This window comes from Streptomyces sp. NBC_01304 (genome assembly GCF_035975855.1).
Taxonomy (GTDB): domain Bacteria; phylum Actinomycetota; class Actinomycetes; order Streptomycetales; family Streptomycetaceae; genus Streptomyces.
In genome coordinates this window covers 8,686,014-8,701,953 of sequence record NZ_CP109055.1, presented here as the reverse complement: position 1 = coordinate 8,701,953, position 15,940 = coordinate 8,686,014, and the positions used below count along the sequence as shown (strand labels likewise).

The following is a 15,940-nucleotide window of genomic DNA, read 5'->3' as shown; positions in this document are numbered from 1 at the left end:
CCGCTCGGCTCGTCAGAGCAGCGCGGCACGCGGGCCGTCGGGCTGCTCGAGACGCCGCTCCAGGATCTGGCGCGCGATCTCCGAGCCCTCATCGTCCGACAGCCTCCGGAAGCCCTCGTCGGTGATGACGGTGACAATCGGGTAGATACGGCGGGCCACATCAGGACCACCCGTGGCCGAATCGTCGTCCGCCGCGTCATACAGCGCCTGGACGACCAGCGTGGTGGCCTGCTCCTCCGTCAGATCGTCGCGGTACAGCTTCTTCATCGCACCGCGCGCGAAGATCGAGCCGGAGCCCGTCGACGCGTAACCGTGCTCCTCGGAACGGCCGCCCGTGACGTCGTACGAGAAGATCCGCCCCCGCTCACGATCCACGTCGTACCCCGCGAACAGCGGCACCACGGCAAGGCCCTGCATGGCCATCCCGAGGTTCGAACGGATCATCGTCGACAGGCGGTTGGCCTTGCCCTCCAACGAGAGCGTCGTCCCCTCGACCTTCTCGAAATGCTCCAACTCCAGCTGGAACAGCTTGACCATCTCAACAGCCAGACCGGCGGTGCCGGCGATACCGACGGCCGAGTACTCGTCCGCCGGGAAGACCTTCTCGATGTCGCGCTGAGCGATCATGTTCCCCATGGTCGCCCGCCGGTCACCGGCAAGCACCACACCACCGGGGAACGTGACCCCGACGATCGTCGTACCGTGCGGCGCCTCGATCGCGCCCTTCAGGGGCGGGAGTTGGCGATTGCCCGGCAGGACGTCCGGCGAGTGCTCGGACAGGAAGTCCATGAAGGACGACGACCCAGGCGTCAGGAAGGCAGCTGGTAGACGCCCGGTGCTACGAGGATTGGCTTCCACGAGTTTCCTTCCAGGTAAGCGGTGGCTCGGCGGGTCTTGTCGGGGTCATCCCCCAACTTGCCGATACCTGAATTGCAGTTGAAGCACAGTACGCCTCGGACCTTACCCGTCTCGTGGCAATGATCCACATGCACGGCGGGAGCTTCGAGGCAGATCACGCAGAGGCCCTTCTGGGCTGCAATCATCTCGTCGCGTTCGGCTTCGGTGATGCCGTATTGGCGCTTGAGGTGGCCCGCACGACCTTCGATGGCTCGACAGGCTTTGCAGCGAGTGGACAAGCCATCGGAGGCCGTATTGTTGCGGTCCCATTCGGCATGAGGCTTGATCTCCCCACACCTGCGGCAATACTTGTGGCCGGTCGGAGCTGCCACCTTGGGGCGAACGTTCTTGCCCTTCGCCTTCTGACGCTCCTGGTGATACTCGGCAGTGCACTCTCTGCAGTAGACCTGCAGTCCGTCACGCAGGGATCGATTCGCAGCGAACGCCTCGCGCGGCTTGCGCTCTTGGCATCTCGCACACCGCTTGAGAGCCTCCGACAAGACCCCTCCCCTACGCCCGCAACCTTAGATTCGAAGGTGAAATCACTCTCCACCCTTCTGAACGAAGGAGCGCACGAAGTCCTCCGCGTTCTCCTCCAAGACGTCGTCAATCTCGTCCAAAACCGAGTCGACGTCGTCGCTCAGCTTCTCCTGCCGCTCCTTGAGGTCCTCGGTAGCTTGCGTGTCCTCCGCAACCTCCTCGACTTCCTCCGTAGAACGCGTCGCCTTCTGCTGTCCGCCGCCGGTGTCCTTGGTCGCCATGTGACTCACCCCGCTCGGTGTCGACGTTCTTGATCAGACCCTACGCCCAGGGTCCGACATTGGCCCCGTACTTACTCAACGTCCGGGGCTCACCCCAGTGATTCCCCACCGGGACTCTTTCAGCCGCCGGAAAGCACCCGCACCAGGTCTTCCGCGGTCCGGCACCTGTCCAGGAGCTCTTTCACGTGATTACGCGTTCCGCGAAGCGGTTCCAGGGTTGGGACCCGCTGGAGCGAATCGCGGCCCGGGAGGTCGAAGATCACCGAGTCCCAGGAGGCTGCGGCCACGTCGTCCGCGTACTGCTCGAGGCAGCGCCCGCGGAAGTACGCGCGGGTGTCCTCGGGCGGCTTGGTCTCGGCCCGCTCGACGTCGGTCTCGTCCAGGAGCCGCTTCATCTTGCCGCGTGCCACGAGGCGGTTGTAGAGGCCCTTCTCGGGGCGTACGTCGGCGTATTGGAGGTCTACGAGGTGGAGGCGTGCGGCGTCCCAGTCGAGGTTGTCGCGGCGTCGGTAGCCCTCCATGAGTTCGCGTTTGGCGACCCAGTCGAGTTCGCCGGAGAGGCTCATGGGGTCGGTCTCGAGCCGGCCGAGTACGTCTTCCCAGCGGGCCAGGACGTCCTTGGTCTGGTCGTCGGCGTCGGAGCCGAAGCGTTCCTCGACGTATTTGCGGGCGAGCTCGTAGTACTCCATCTGGAGCTGTACGGCGGTCAAGGTGCGGCCGCTGCGCAGCGTGACCAGGCGTTGCAGTGTGGGGTCGTGGGAGACCTGGTGGAGGGTGCGTACGGGCTGGTCGACGGCGAGGTCCACGGCGATGAAGTTGTCCTCGATCATCGAGAGAACGAGAGCCGTGGTTCCCAGCTTCAGGTAGGTCGAGATCTCTGAGAGGTTCGCGTCGCCGATGATGACGTGCAGGCGGCGGTATTTCTCCGCGTCGGCGTGCGGCTCGTCCCTCGTGTTGATGATGGGCCGCTTGAGGGTGGTTTCGAGGCCGACTTCGACTTCGAAGTAGTCGGCGCGCTGGCTGAGCTGGAAGCCGTGTTCGTGGCCGTCCTGGCCGATGCCGACGCGGCCTGCGCCGGTGACGACTTGGCGGGAGACGAAGAACGGCGTGAGGTGGCGCACGATGTCTGAGAAGGGGGTTTCCCGCTTCATCAGGTAGTTCTCGTGGGTGCCGTAGGAGGCGCCTTTGTTGTCGGTGTTGTTCTTGTAGAGGTGGATGGGCTGGGCGCCCGGCAGTTGTGCGGCTCGTTCGGCTGCTTCGGCCATGATGCGTTCGCCGGCTTTGTCCCAGAGCACGGCGTCCCAGGGGTTGGTGATTTCTGGGGAGCTGTATTCGGGGTGTGCGTGGTCGACGTACAGCCGTGCACCGTTGGTGAGGATCACGTTGGCGAGGCCGATGTCCTCGTCGGTGAGCTGGCTGGAGTCGGCGGCCTCGCGGGCGAGGTCGAAGCCTCGCGCGTCGCGCAGCGGGTTCTCCTCCTCGAAGTCCCAGCGGGCGCGGCGCGCCCGGTGCATCGCCGCCGCGTAGGCGTTGACGATCTGGGACGAGGTGAGCATGGCATTGGCGTTGGGGTGGCCGGGGACGGAGATTCCGTACTCGGTCTCGATGCCCATTACTCGCCGTACGGTCATGCGGCCCTCCTTGCCCGGCGGCGCTCCCGTTCGGGTGCGGCGCTCAAGTACCGCTGGTTCTCCGGTGCGTGTGCGGTGCCCGTCCCCGCACTGCGCGACTCGGCGGTACCGAAGAGCCTAGAACGCCTTTGCGCTGGTGGGGAGATCAATTCAGTCATTGCTGTGGCTTGGGTTGTTGCTTGGTTGTTGCCTGAAAAACAGTCGGCTGCGGGTACCCGCGTTGGGCACCCGCAGCCGGCCTGCCATTTACAGGTACTGACCGGTGTTGGCCACCGTGTCGATGGAGCGTCCGGTGTCTGCGCCCTGCTTTCCGGTGACGAGGGTGCGGATGTAGACGATCCGCTCGCCCTTCTTGCCGGAGATGCGGGCCCAGTCGTCGGGGTTGGTGGTGTTGGGCAGGTCTTCGTTCTCCTTGAACTCGTCCACGCAGGCCTGGAGGAGGTGGGAGACGCGAAGGCCCTTCTGGTTGGCCTCGAGGAAGTCCTTGATGGCTGCCTTCTTGGCGCGTCCGACGATGTTTTCGATCATTGCGCCGGAGTTGAAGTCCTTGAAGTAGAGGACTTCCTTGTCGCCGTTGGCGTACGTGACTTCGAGGAAGCGGTTTTCCTCGGATTCGGCGTACATCTGCTCGACGGCGGTTTGGATCATGCCTTCGACGGTGGCGGATCGGTCGCCGCCGTGTTCGGTCAGGTCGTCTCCGTGGAGCGGGAGGCGTTGGGTGAGGTATTTGGCGAAGATGTCCTTGGCCGCTTGGGCGTCCGGGCGTTCGATCTTGATTTTTACGTCGAGTCGTCCGGGTCGCAGGATGGCGGGGTCGATCATGTCCTCGCGGTTGGAGGCGCCGATCACGACCACGTTTTCCAGGCCTTCCACGCCGTCGATCTCGGCGAGGAGCTGCGGGACGATGGTGTTCTCCACGTCCGAGCTGACGCCGGATCCGCGGGTGCGGAAGAGGGATTCCATCTCGTCGAAGAAGACGATGACGGGGGTGCCCTCGCTGGCCTTCTCCCTGGCACGTTGGAAGACGAGGCGGATTTGCCGCTCGGTCTCACCGACGTACTTGTTGAGGAGTTCGGGTCCCTTGATGTTGAGGAAGAAGCTCTTGCCCTGGGCTTGTCCGGTGACTTCGGCGACCTTCTTGGCAAGGGAGTTGGCGACTGCCTTGGCGATGAGGGTCTTTCCGCAGCCGGGGGGGCCGTAGAGCAGGACGCCCTTGGGGGGCCGGAGTTCGTGCTCCTTGAAGAGGTCTGGGTAGAGGTAGGGGAGCTCGACTGCGTCGCGGATCATTTCGATCTGGTTGCCCAGGCCGCCGATCTGCTCGTAGCCGATGTCCGGGACCTCTTCCAGGACCAGCTCTTCGACTTCGCTCTTGGGTACGACTTCGTAGACGTAGCCGGATCGGGGTTCGAGCAGGAGGGCGTCGCCGGGGCGGATGACGACGTCGAGGAGGGGTTCGGCGAGCCGTACCACTCGTTCTTCGTCGGTGTGCCCCTGCACAAGGGCGCGTTCGCCGTCCTCGAGGATTTCCTTGAGGGTGACGATGTCGCCGACGCTCTCGTACTCCATGGCCTCGACCACGTTGAGCGCTTCGTTGAGCATGAGTTCCTGGCCGCGTCGGAGCTCTTCGAGCTCGACGCTGGGGCTGACGTTCACCCGGAGCTTGCGGCCCCCGGTGAAGATGTCAGCGGTGCCGTCCTCGTTCGCCGTGAGGAAGACACCGAAGCCTGCCGGCGGCTGTGCGAGCCGGTCGACTTCTTCCTTGAGGGCCACGATCTGGTCGCGGGCCTCACGGAGTGTGTTCGCGAGTCGTTCGTTCTGCGCGGACACTCCGGCCAGGTTGGTCTGCAGCTCGACGATCCGCTCTTCGAGAATCCTCGTATGCCGCGGAGAGTCGGCGAGCTTGCGTCGCAGGACGGCGATCTCCTGCTCGAGATAGGCAATCTGTCCGGCAGGGTCATCGGACCCTCGACCCGGGCGGATGCCGCGGTTCATGTCGTCGTCGTGGGCTGCCACGGTCCTCACCTCCTCCAAGGGGAGCTGGACGCTTCCTGACCCTACCTGGGCAGGTGGGGATTGAAACCCCTAGATCACAAAGACGTCTGGGGCGTGTCCGATCTTCACCCTTGCGTACTCCCTCACGCCAGGTAAATACCCACCGAACAACATCGGAAAGCGAGCGGTTGTATCGTCGAAGTGTTCAACACCCGTCAGGCGTGGCCCGACTTGCACTGTGTTGGACGGCTCGACGTGAGGAATGGCAGGGGAAATGACGGTGCAGCAGGAGGCTCCGGCCGAGGACGCAGTCGTGGCCGGTGAGGATCTGGAAGTCTGGATCGACCAGGACCTCTGCACTGGTGACGGCATCTGTGTGCAGTACGCGCCGGAGGTCTTCGAGCTGGACATCGACGGTCTGGCCTATGTGAAGAGCGCCGACGACGAGCTGCTGCAGGCGCCGGGTGCCACAACGCGCGTACCTCTACCGCTCCTCAAGGATGTCGCCGACTCCGCCAAGGAGTGCCCGGGTGACTGCATTCACGTACGTCGCGTATCGGACACGGTCGAGGTCTACGGACCCGACGCAGAGTAGTCGGATCTTACGGAGCGTTACAGGCAAGGGGCCCTCGGTCCGCCGCGGAGTGCGGCGGGCCGAGGCCCTTTGTCGGTCGTACGGTCAGACGCTGCGGGCGGCGGAGGAGGACTGTTCGGAGCGTACGAACGTCCCGTCCTGCCACTGCCACTTGGCCTTGTCCTGCTTGTCGGGGCAGCAGCGGGGGACGTCGGGTGAGGAGTAGCCGAGGAGGGTGGCGCGGACCGCTCCGTCGCGTACGGCGAAGTCGGTGACGCTGAGGCGTTCCTTGGGGTCGACCAGGGTGGCGACGACCCGGGGCTTGCCGGCGGGGGGCTTGGTGATGACGTAGATCCCGCTGGGCGGGGTGCCGGAGCCGGCGGTGCAGCGGACCACGGCGACGGTTTCGGCCTGGCCGTCTCCGTCCAGGTCTCCAGTGGCCTTCTTCTGGATCTCCGGTTTGCTGCGACCGCAGTTCATGGGGAAGGTGACGGTGTTCGGGTCGGGTGCGGTGGCCGCGCTGACCGGGGGGCCCGGCCGGGCGGCCGCGGTGGCCGCTTCCGGCTGCAGGACCGAGGAGCCGGCGATGACGGCGGCGACGGCTGCGGCGGTGGCGAGCCAGTGGACGGGGCGGGTGTGGGTGTGGGCGAGTTCCGGGACGGCGGGGTGCTGCACTAGGAGTGTCTCCTGTGAGGGCTGTGCCGGTGGGGGTGTCCAGCATGGTGCCATACGTCACAGTGAGGTGGAACGCCGGGGTCCGGGGTGTTGTGGTGCAACGTGATGACGCCGCCGCTGAGTTCCGTACGGTCGTACGGAACTCAGCGGCGGCGTCGTTGTGTTGAGGGGGTCAGGCGCTGGGGGTGCCGCCGTCGGCGTTCGGGCCCGTGTAGTCGTCGCCGTAGGCGCCCTTGGAGGGGCGGCGGCGGCGCATGGGCGGCTCGACGCCGTCCGCGAGGCGGCGGGCGGTGACGAGGAAGCCGGTGTGGCCGATCATCCGGTGGTCGGGGCGGACCGCGAGGCCCTCCACGTGCCAGTTGCGGATCATCGACTCCCACGGCTGCGGCTCGGCGAAGCAGCCGATCTCGCGGATGGACTCGACGGTGCGGGCGAGCTGTGTCGTGGTGGCGACGTAGCAGCACAGGATGCCGCCGGGGACGAGCGCCTTGGAGACGGCCTCCAGGCACTCCCACGGGGCGAGCATGTCGAGGATGACGCGGTCGACGTCCGTGTCGGACAGGTTGTCCTGGAGGTCGCCGACGGTGAGCTGCCAGGCGGGGTGCGGGCCGCCGAAGTAGCGCTCCACGTTCTGCGTGGCGATCTCGGCGAAGTCCTCGCGGCGCTCGTAGGAGTGCAGCATGCCGTGGTCGCCGATGGCGCGCAGCAGGAAGCTGCTGAGCGAGCCGGAGCCGACTCCCGCTTCCACGACGCGGGCGCCGGGGAAGATGTCGGCGAAGGCCAGGATCTGCCCCGCGTCCTTGGGGTAGACCACGGCGGCACCGCGGGGCATGGACAGGACGTAGTCGGGGAGCAGGGGGCGCAGCGCGAGATAGGCGACGTTCCCCGTGGTGCGGACAACGCTTCCCTCGGGGGAGCCGATCAGTTCGTCGTGCGGGAAGGAACCCTTGTGGGTGTGGAAATTCTTCCCGGCCTCGAGCGTGAACGTGTAGTGGCGGCCCTTGGGGTCGGTCAGCTGAACCTGGTCCCCGACCTTGAAGGGCCCGCGCCTGCGGGCGGCACCGGTCGGTTCGGACATGTGACCAGAGTACCGGGCCACCGCCGCGCGGCCGACCACGAGCGGTGGCGCGCGGGGGTTGGTCAGTTCTGCCTGGCCATGGCCCTGACGAAGGCGCGCTCCACGTCGGCGGTGGAGAGTACGCCGTAGATCTCGCCGGTCTCCTCGACGACGAGGTACTCGGTGGCGGGGGCCGCGCGCAGGGTGTCGAGGAGTTCCTCGCCGGCGAGTTCGGCGGAGACCCGCATGCCGTCGGTGAGGTCCTGGGCGAGGCCGCTGACGGCTTGCCAGGGGCGGCGGTGTTCGGGGACGCCGGCGATGGCGGCTTCGCGGACGATCGCGGTCGGGTCGCCGTGGCCGTCGACGACGACGAGGGCGCGGGCCCCTGCCTCGTTGGCCCGGCGCAGTGCTTCGGAGAGCGGGGTGTGCGACTCGACGGGGACGGCGCGGCGGGTGAGGGTGCGGGCGCGCAGCTGTGGGAGGTGTTCGCGCAGGCGGGCCATGCGCAGGCTGTTGCCGGCGCCGGTCCAGATGATGGCGGCGAGGATCGCGGCGAGCAGCGCGTCCATGACGGTGTCCATGCCGACGGAGTCGGCAGCGCCGTCGCCGAGGGCGCCGGACTGGGTGAGCAGGGGCAGTCCGATGAGGACGGCGACGGCGAGGGCGCGGCCGACCCAGGCGGCGGCGATGGTGCCGCTCATGGGCTTGCCGGTGATCTTCCAGACGACGGCGCGGAGCATGCGGCCGCCGTCGAGGGGGAGGCCGGGCAGGAGGTTGAAGGCGGCGACGATCAGGTTGGAGATCATCAGGCCGGCGAGGAGGACGCCGGGGACGGTGCCGGGTTCGACGGCCTGCATGCCGGCGTAGAAGACGCCCGCGAGGACGAGGGAGAGGAGCGGGCCGACGAACGCGAGGGTGAATTCGCGTCCCGGGGTCTCCGATTCCTTCTCGATCTCCGATACGCCGCCGAAGAACTGCAGCTGGATGCGGCGGACCGGGAGCTTGTAGCGGAGCGCGACGACCGTGTGGGCGAGTTCGTGGACGAGGACGGAGGCGTAGAAGGCGACGGCGAAGAAGAGGGAGACGAGGTAGCGGGCGGCGCCGAGCTCGGGCAGTACGCGGTCGAGCTGGCCGCCGAAGACCCAGGTGATGAGGGCGGCGACGAGGAACCAGCTGGGGGCGACGTAGACGGGTACGCCGAAGGGGCGGCCCATGAGCAGTCCGCCGCCGGGTTCACGGCCGCGTGCGGGCTTGCCGCTGCCCGGGCCGGGGGTGGTGCCGCCGGTGCCGGTGGGCTTGGCCTGGGCGAACTCGCGGTTGGGGTGCAGGTCCACAGGGGTGGACGGCGTCGTCGGTGGTGCGGCGGCGGGGGGCTGCGGGGCGGGAGGCCGTGAGGCCTGGGGGGCGCTCCGGGTCTCGCCCGGTCGGTCGTCGGCGGGCTTCCGGTCGCTGCCGTCTTCGTCGGCCGGTTTGTCGTCGGTACGCGCCTGCTGGGGCGGCCCGTCGCTGTGTTGCCGGTCCGCGTGGGAGTCGGCGAGAGGCTGCGCGGGCCCGGCCTCGGGGAGCTGCGCCGTAGACCCGTCGTCGGGATGCTTCGGCGTGGGGCCGTCGTCCGTGAGCTGCCGGGTGTGCTCGCCGTCGTCCGGGCCGGCGGCTCGTGCGGGCTGCGGGGTCTGCTGCGCGTCGGTGTTCTGCGGGTCGGGCTGGTGCACGGTGGCGGGCTCCTCGCCGGGCTGGTCCTGCGAGGGCCGGTCGTCGGTGGGCGGCCGGGTCGGCTCGTCCCCGAGCGGGCGGTGACCGGCCGGCTCGTGCGGGCGTTCCGGGTCCTCGGCGCGCGGCGATGCGCTCTTTCCGGTGGTCGGGTCCGCGCTTCCGGTATCGGGGGCCGGTCCCCCGCTGCCGGAGTGCGGCCGCCCGCTCTCGCCGCTTTCGTCCACTGTGTCCCCTCAGTTAACTCGTGCGCAGCGTCTCTCGCCGCCGTGTCACGCGATGTCACGATCATGCAGGGCGAGAGGGTCCGACGTCGATGGTATGCGGACGTTGTCAGTCGTGGGCCGTAGGGTCTTCTCCATGGAAAACAGCACCGCTGCTGCCGCGACGGCCGCACGCCCGGCGTCGCTCTCGCCTTCGCGGGCAAGCGACTTCATGCAGTGCCCGCTGCTGTACCGCTTCCGGGTCATCGACAAGCTGCCCGAGAAGCCGAGCGAGGCGGCGACACGCGGCACGCTGGTGCACGCGGTGCTCGAGCGGCTCTTCGACGCGCCGGCCGAGGAGCGCACCGCGCCGCGCGCGAAGGCGCTGATCCCCGGCCAGTGGGACCGGTTGCGGGAGGCGAAGCCGGAGCTCGCGGAGCTGTTCGCCGACACCGACGAGGAGGCCGCCGGGCAGCGCATGGCCACGTGGCTGACGCAGGCCGAGGGTCTGGTGGAGCGGTGGTTCACGCTCGAGGACCCGACCCGCCTGGAGCCCGCCGAGCGGGAGTTGTTCGTGGAGGCCCAGCTGGAGTCGGGCCTGAAGCTGCGCGGCATCATCGACCGGGTGGACGTGGCCCCGACCGGCGAGGTCCGCATCGTCGACTACAAGACGGGCAAGGCTCCCCGGCCCGAGTACTCCGAGGGCGCGCTTTTCCAGATGAAGTTCTACGCCCTGGTGGTGTGGCGCCTGAAGGGCGTGGTGCCCCGTCGGCTGCAGCTGGTGTATCTGGGCAGCGGTGACGTGATCACGTACGACCCGCAGATCCCCGACCTCGAGCGCGTCGAGCGCAAGCTGCACGCGCTGTGGGACGCGATCAAGGAGGCGACCGAGACGGGCGAGTGGCGGCCGCGTCCCACCAAGCTCTGCGGCTGGTGCGACCACCAGGCGGTATGCCCGGAATTCGGTGGCACTCCCCCGCCGTATCCGCTTCCGGTCAGGGCGCCCGAGTCCGGCAGTGACGGTCAGGGCAGAATGGGGCCGATTGAGCAGGCTGGCCCTACCCAAGGAGTTTGACGTGGCGATCCGCGTCCTGCTGGTCGACGACCAGCCGCTGCTGCGCACCGGTTTCCGGATGATCCTGGAGGCCGAGCAGGACCTGGCGGTCGTCGGCGAGGCCGGGGACGGTCTGCAGGCGCTCGATCAGGTCCGTGCCCTGCAGCCCGATGTGGTCCTGATGGACATCCGTATGCCGCGGATGGACGGCGTCGAGGCGACCCGGCAGATCACCGGTCCCGGGCGGGACGGCCCGGCCAAGGTCCTGGTGCTGACCACGTTCGACCTGGACGAGTATGTCGTCGAGGCGCTGAAGGCGGGGGCCAGCGGCTTCCTGCTGAAGGACGCGCCGGCGCATGAGCTGGTGCAGGCGATCAGGGTGGTGGCGGCCGGTGAGGCGATGCTGGCGCCGAGCATCACGCGCCGGCTGCTCGACAAGTACGCGGACCATCTGCCGTCGGGCGACGAGCCGGTGCCCGACACGTTGAACACGCTGACCGAGCGTGAGGTCGAGGTGCTCAAGCTGGTGGCGCGCGGGCTGTCCAATGCGGAGATCGCCGCGGATCTGTTCGTGAGCGAGACGACGGTCAAGACCCATGTGGGGCACGTCCTCACCAAGCTGGGGCTGCGTGACCGCGTGCAGGCCGCGGTGTACGCGTACGAGAGCGGGCTGGTCCGCCCCGGCGCGCAGTAGGCCGCAGGGACTCAGTACGGGAACGGGCCGCCCCCGGGAAGGGGGCGGCCCGTCGTGCGTCCGGGGTGCCGGATCGGCTGTGCGTCCGGGGTGCCGGGTCAGCTCTTCGCGATCTCCCAGAAGCGGAAGACCGTGGAGGCGTCGAGGCACCACTCGATGCCGGAGATCTGCTCGCCGACCACCGCGTACTGCTTGGCCTGCCAGAGCGGGACGACGGGCAGCTCCTCGGCCACCTTGTCCTGGAGCTTGCCGAACTGGTCCTCGGTGGCGCCGCGTTCACTGAGTGCGGAGGTGCCGGGGATGATCTGCTCGGTGATCGTCTTGTTGACGTAGTTGTTGAGCAGGACGTTGCCCTTGCCGAAGAACGGCTGGGTGAAGTTGTCGGGGTCCGGGTAGTCCGGCACCCAGCCCTTCACGTAGACGCCGTACTTGCCGGCCTTGATGTCCTTCTCGTACTGCTCGATCGGGACCGTTTTGACGTCGGCGGCGAAGAGGCCGCTGGCGTTGAGCTGCTTGGCCATCTCCTCGAACTCCTGGACCGTGGTGGGCCCGTAGCGGGCCGGGGTCGCCCAGAGGGTGAGCTTCACCTTGTCCTGGATGCCCTCGTCGCGCAGGGCCTTGACGGCCTTGTCGCGCTGGGGACGGGGGCCGTACGTGTCGAAGAAGGCCGTGTTGTGGCCGGTGATGCCGCTCGGGACGATCGAGTAGAGCGGCGTGGCCGTGCCCTTGAGGACCTTGTTGACCAGGGCGTCCCGGTCCAGGAGGTAGGCGATGGCCTTGCGCACGCCGAGTTTGCCGACGACAGGGTCCTTCATGTTGAACACCAGGTGCTGCACCTGGGCGCTGGAGCCCTCGACGGCCTCGGCCTTGGTCTCGTCGGATCCGCCCTTGTCGATGTCCGCGATGTCGGCGGCGGCCAGGCCTCGGTAGGCGATGTCGATCTCGCCGCCCAGGAGGGCTTCCTTCAGCTTGTTGCGGTCGTCGTGGAAGAACTTCAGGGTCATCGTGTCGTTCTTGGGCCTTGCGGTGCCCTTGTACTTCGGGTTGACCTTGAAGACCGACTCGTTCTCGCCGAAGGATTCCAGGGTGTAGACACCGGAGCCGGCGGCCTTGTTGTCGGTACGCAGCCGGTCGAAGTCGTACTCCCGGTGGTCCACGATCGAGCCGGCACCCGAGGCGATCTTGCTGGGGAAGGTGGCGTCGGGCACCTTCAGCTTGAAGACCACGGTCTTGGCGTCGGGCGTCTCGATGTGGTCGATCGAGGAGAGCATGACGGCCGGGCCGTCGTCGGCCTTGATGTTCTTGACGCGGTCGAAGGAGAACTTCACGTCCTTCGAGGTGAGCGAATGGCCGTTGCTGAAGGTCAGTCCGTCCCGCAGCGTGCACTTGAAGACCTTGGCCCCGGAGCCTTCGAAGGCGCAGCCCTTGGCGGCTTCCGGCTGCGGTTCGGTGCCGCCCTTGGGGAAGCTGAGCAGGGACTGGAAGACGTTGTTGAAGAGGAGCCAGGAGCCGGGGTCGTAGCCGGAGGCGGGGTCGGTGGCGAGGACGTCGTCGGACATCCCCATGACCGGTCCGTCCACGTCTTCCGCGGAGGTGCCCGTCTCGGTGCCGCAGCCGGTGAGGAGTCCGGCGGCGAGTCCTGCCGCGAGCAGTGGGGCAGGCCACTGCGTACGCATGTTCACTTATGTTCCTTGTCGTTCTTTTGGTGCTTTATGAGGGGGGTTGCGGAGGCCTCGAAAGGGAGGGAGGCGTGCGCAGGGCCGGGCTCGCGGGGTGTGCTGCGGGTCAGCCCTTCATGCCGCGGGCAAGCTCCCAGAGCTGCAGGTTGGAGGAGGCGTTGAAGGCCCACTCGACGCCGGTGATGTCGTCGCGGGCGGCGACGTATTCCTTGCCCTGCCACAGCGGGAGGACCGGCACGTCCTTCGCCACGATGTCCTGGATCCGCTCGAGGCTGTCGGACGCCGCGATGCGGTCCGCCTCGCGGCGGGACTGCGGGATCAGCTCGTCACGGATCTCGCTGTTCGTGTACGGCGAGTTGAGGAAGTTGCCCTCGTCGAGGAAGGGCGCGATGAAGTTGTCGGCGTCCGGGAAGTCGGGGAACCAGCCCATCCCGTAGACGGCGTACTCGCCCTTGAGCTCCGTGGGGCGGAAGTCCCCCCACGGGGTGCCCTTGATCTTGACGTCGAACAGGCCGCTGTCGTTCAGCTGCTTCTGCAGCAGCTCGAACTCCCTCTTGGTGCCCTCGCCGTAGTGATCGGTGGTGTAGTTCAGCGTCAGCTTGACCGGGGTGGTGATGCTGGCCTTGGTCAGGATCCCCTTGGCCTTGGTCACGCTGGGCTCGCCGTACTCGTTGCGGAACGAGTTGGTGTGCCCGGCGATGGTGGACGGGACCAGCGAGTACAGCGGCTCGGCGGCCGCGCCGTACACCTGGGAGATGATCGCGCCGCGGTCCACGAGCTGCGCCATCGCCTGACGGACGGCCTTGTTCTTGACCACCGGGGCGTCGGTCTCGAAGCCGAGGTAGCGGATGCCGAGGCCGGGCATCTCCACGAGGTCGATGGAGTCGTCGGCGTCGGCCGTGAGCTGCTTGATCTGCTGCGTCTCCAGCGTGCGGGCCATCATGTCGATGTCGCCGCTCTTGAGGGCCTTGCCCATCTGGTCGGCCGTGCCGAAGGGGCGCAGCTCGACCGTCTCGGTCTTGCCCGTCAAGTGGCCCTTGTAGTGCGGGTTCTTGGTGAAGACGGCCTTGACGAGCTTGTTGTCCTTGACCTCGGCCTCGAGCGAGTAGGGACCGGAGCCGTCGACCTGGAAGCCGTCGCGGAGCTTCGTCTTGTCGTACATGTCGGGGTTGACGATGCCGGCGGCCGGGGTCGCCAGCTTGTGCGGGAAGGTGGCGTCCGACGTCTTCAGGTGGAAGATGACGTGCTTGCCCATGACTTCGACGTTCTCGACGTTGGCGATGAGGCCCGCCACACCGCTGCTGAGCTTCTTGGGCGCGAGCAGCTTGTGGATCTTGAGTACCCGCTCGATGGAGAACTTGACGTCCGCGGGCGTGACCTTGTCGCCGTTGGAGAACGCCAGGTCGTCGCGGAGCTCGCAGTCGTAGCGCTGGTTGCCGGTGTCGGTGAACTTGCAGCTCTCCGCGGCCTCCGGCACGGGCTCGCCGGCGCCGCCGCGCGGTGCGCGCATCAGCGTCTGGACGGTCTGCCGCAGGATGTTCCAGGAGCCGGCGTCATAGGCGTACGCAGGGTCGAAGGGGGCCGGTGCCGCCTTCGAGGCCGTGAACCCGTCGGTGGTGCCCACGACGATCGCCCCGTCGCTCCCGTCGCCGCTCCCGGAGCCGCCGCAGGCGGCGAGCACCGGAGCAAGCAGACCAATCACAGCCGGCAACACCAAAGTCTTGCGGTTCATGCTCGAGGTTCTCCAACGTTCGATCCCGGAGCCCGGCGACGGGGTGTGTGCGCGGCACGGGAGTTATGACGATGTTCTCGCGACGACATTAGTCCGAGGGGCCAGGAGAACTGGAGGCGCCCGGAGTTGAGCGGTAATCACGCAGCGACAGCGGATGCGGACTCACCGATATCCGAACAGCGGAAGGATTCCGGCACTGTTCAATGAATCGGGACACAAGGGCGCCACGCAGCCCCCGAACGGCAGGGGCGGACCACATGATCAACCCCATGTCGACGGCTCATCGCGTGAGAAACGTCACAAGGTCAACTCGGTTGAACGACAGGGGAATTCACGCCTCCACAAGGTCACGGAAAATACCTGAGCAAACGCTCAGCGTTTCCTTGCATTCGGCAGGGCACGCTCGGTGCGCGGTTCAGTGCATTCCAGTAATCAGCTTCCGAAGAAAGGGAAGGTCTACTTCTTCGAGCGAGGAGACGACCGTACGACCGTCGGCAGGGGCGATCGGCGCCACCGAAGGCACCGCCACCACCCGGCAGCCGGCGGCCTCGGCCGCGGCCACGCCGGTGGCGGTGTCCTCGATGACGGCGCATCTGGCCGGGTCCGCGCCGAGCCCGGCCGCCGCGAGGAGGTACGGGGCGGGGTGCGGCTTGGTCCGCTCCACCTCGTCGCCCGCGATGGTCAGGTGGAAGTGCTGCGAGCCGAGCGAGTCGAGGATGCGGTCGATGATGCGCCGGTGCGAGGCGGATACCAGGGCCGTGGGCACGCGGTGCGCGGCGAGCTCGGCGAGCAGGCGCTCGGCGCCCGGCATGAGGGGCAGGGCGCGGCTGATGCGGTCCTCGAAGCCGTCGTTGAGCAGGTCGGTCAGCTCGGGCAGCGTGATGTCGGCGCCGGTGGCCTCGATGAGGAAGCCGGCGCTGCGGGTCATCGGGCCGCCGACCACGACATGGCGCCAGGAGTCGTCGAGGGTGTGGCCGAGCCCTGCGAACACCTCCACCTCGGCGTCCCACCAGAAGCCCTCGGTGTCCACGAGGGTGCCGTCCATGTCGAGCAGGACGGCCTGAAGGGCGGCGCCTTCGGCCGTCCGGGTTCCGACTGCGGGGACCGTACTGGTCATCCGGACACCTCCATGAGGGACGAGAAGGCCGGCCGCCTTCTCCCGCGGGGGTTCCCGCCAGAAAAGCCGACCGGCCTGCACTGGACCGACCAGTGTACGTCTCGTCCTGCGATCGCGCGCTCGAGTATCGGCGTGCCTCCGCTCGGGCGTGAGCTCGCCTCCAC

At 67.6% G+C, this 15,940-nt stretch carries 14 protein-coding genes; 3 read left to right on the top strand and 11 right to left on the bottom strand.

The window, feature by feature from the left end; all coding sequences use genetic code 11:
- Window positions 1-12: 12 nt before the first annotated feature.
- From prcB to arc, 5 genes are all read right to left on the bottom strand, one after another.
- Window positions 13-858: a proteasome subunit beta gene (prcB, locus tag OG430_RS38675; RefSeq protein ID WP_327357319.1), complete on the bottom strand. Its 846-nt coding sequence runs from the start codon at window positions 856-858 to the stop codon at window positions 13-15.
- Window positions 810-1,397, bottom strand: a complete 588-nt coding sequence (locus OG430_RS38670; protein WP_327357318.1) for an endonuclease domain-containing protein — start codon at window positions 1,395-1,397, stop codon at window positions 810-812. Before OG430_RS38670 ends, prcB begins: the two co-directional genes overlap by 49 nt.
- 42 nt (window positions 1,398-1,439) lie before the next feature.
- A complete protein-coding gene (locus tag OG430_RS38665) occupies window positions 1,440-1,658 on the bottom strand; it encodes a ubiquitin-like protein Pup (protein ID WP_327357317.1) in 219 nt (72 codons plus the stop codon).
- A 119-nt stretch (window positions 1,659-1,777) separates the two neighbouring features.
- The gene (gene dop, locus OG430_RS38660) at window positions 1,778-3,289 is read right to left on the bottom strand and encodes a depupylase/deamidase Dop (RefSeq protein ID WP_442816637.1); all 1,512 of its coding nucleotides are present in this window, start codon (window positions 3,287-3,289) and stop codon (window positions 1,778-1,780) included.
- A 246-nt stretch (window positions 3,290-3,535) separates the two neighbouring features.
- Complete coding sequence (gene arc, locus OG430_RS38655; protein ID WP_327357316.1) at window positions 3,536-5,302, bottom strand: proteasome ATPase; 1,767 nt, start codon at window positions 5,300-5,302, stop codon at window positions 3,536-3,538.
- Window positions 5,303-5,555: 253 nt separating this feature from the next.
- Between arc and OG430_RS38650 the strand changes: the two genes are divergently transcribed.
- Window positions 5,556-5,876 (top strand): ferredoxin, encoded by a 321-nt coding sequence (locus tag OG430_RS38650; protein WP_327357315.1) that lies wholly within the window; start codon window positions 5,556-5,558, stop codon window positions 5,874-5,876.
- An 84-nt stretch (window positions 5,877-5,960) separates the two neighbouring features.
- Here OG430_RS38650 and OG430_RS38645 read toward each other — a convergent pair whose 3' ends face one another.
- The 3 genes from OG430_RS38645 to OG430_RS38635 all read right to left on the bottom strand — a co-directional run bounded on the left by OG430_RS38645 (window position 5,961) and on the right by OG430_RS38635 (window position 9,524).
- Complete coding sequence (locus tag OG430_RS38645) at window positions 5,961-6,530, bottom strand: hypothetical protein (protein WP_327357314.1); 570 nt, start codon at window positions 6,528-6,530, stop codon at window positions 5,961-5,963.
- Window positions 6,531-6,702: 172 nt separating this feature from the next.
- Window positions 6,703-7,608, bottom strand: coding sequence for a tRNA (adenine-N1)-methyltransferase (locus tag OG430_RS38640; RefSeq protein ID WP_327357313.1), 906 nt, complete (start codon window positions 7,606-7,608; stop codon window positions 6,703-6,705).
- A 62-nt stretch (window positions 7,609-7,670) separates the two neighbouring features.
- A complete protein-coding gene (locus OG430_RS38635; protein WP_327357312.1) occupies window positions 7,671-9,524 on the bottom strand; it encodes a site-2 protease family protein in 1,854 nt (617 codons plus the stop codon).
- A gap of 133 nt (window positions 9,525-9,657) precedes the next feature.
- Here OG430_RS38635 and OG430_RS38630 point away from each other — a divergent pair, with 133 nt between their 5' ends.
- On the top strand, window positions 9,658-10,575 hold the full coding sequence (locus tag OG430_RS38630) for a RecB family exonuclease (RefSeq protein WP_327357311.1): 918 nt from the start codon (window positions 9,658-9,660) through the stop codon (window positions 10,573-10,575).
- 1 nt (window position 10,576) lies between these two features.
- Window positions 10,577-11,248 (top strand): response regulator transcription factor, encoded by a 672-nt coding sequence (locus tag OG430_RS38625; protein WP_327357310.1) that lies wholly within the window; start codon window positions 10,577-10,579, stop codon window positions 11,246-11,248.
- A gap of 98 nt (window positions 11,249-11,346) precedes the next feature.
- On the opposite strand, the gene OG430_RS38620 is transcribed toward OG430_RS38625, so the two are convergent.
- From OG430_RS38620 to OG430_RS38610, 3 genes are all read right to left on the bottom strand, one after another.
- Window positions 11,347-12,930 (bottom strand): ABC transporter substrate-binding protein, encoded by a 1,584-nt coding sequence (locus tag OG430_RS38620; protein WP_442816636.1) that lies wholly within the window; start codon window positions 12,928-12,930, stop codon window positions 11,347-11,349.
- A 103-nt stretch (window positions 12,931-13,033) separates the two neighbouring features.
- Complete coding sequence (locus tag OG430_RS38615) at window positions 13,034-14,659, bottom strand: ABC transporter substrate-binding protein (protein WP_327357309.1); 1,626 nt, start codon at window positions 14,657-14,659, stop codon at window positions 13,034-13,036.
- 415 nt (window positions 14,660-15,074) lie between these two features.
- Complete coding sequence (locus OG430_RS38610) at window positions 15,075-15,776, bottom strand: HAD family hydrolase (RefSeq protein WP_327357308.1); 702 nt, start codon at window positions 15,774-15,776, stop codon at window positions 15,075-15,077.
- Window positions 15,777-15,940 lie beyond the last annotated feature (164 nt).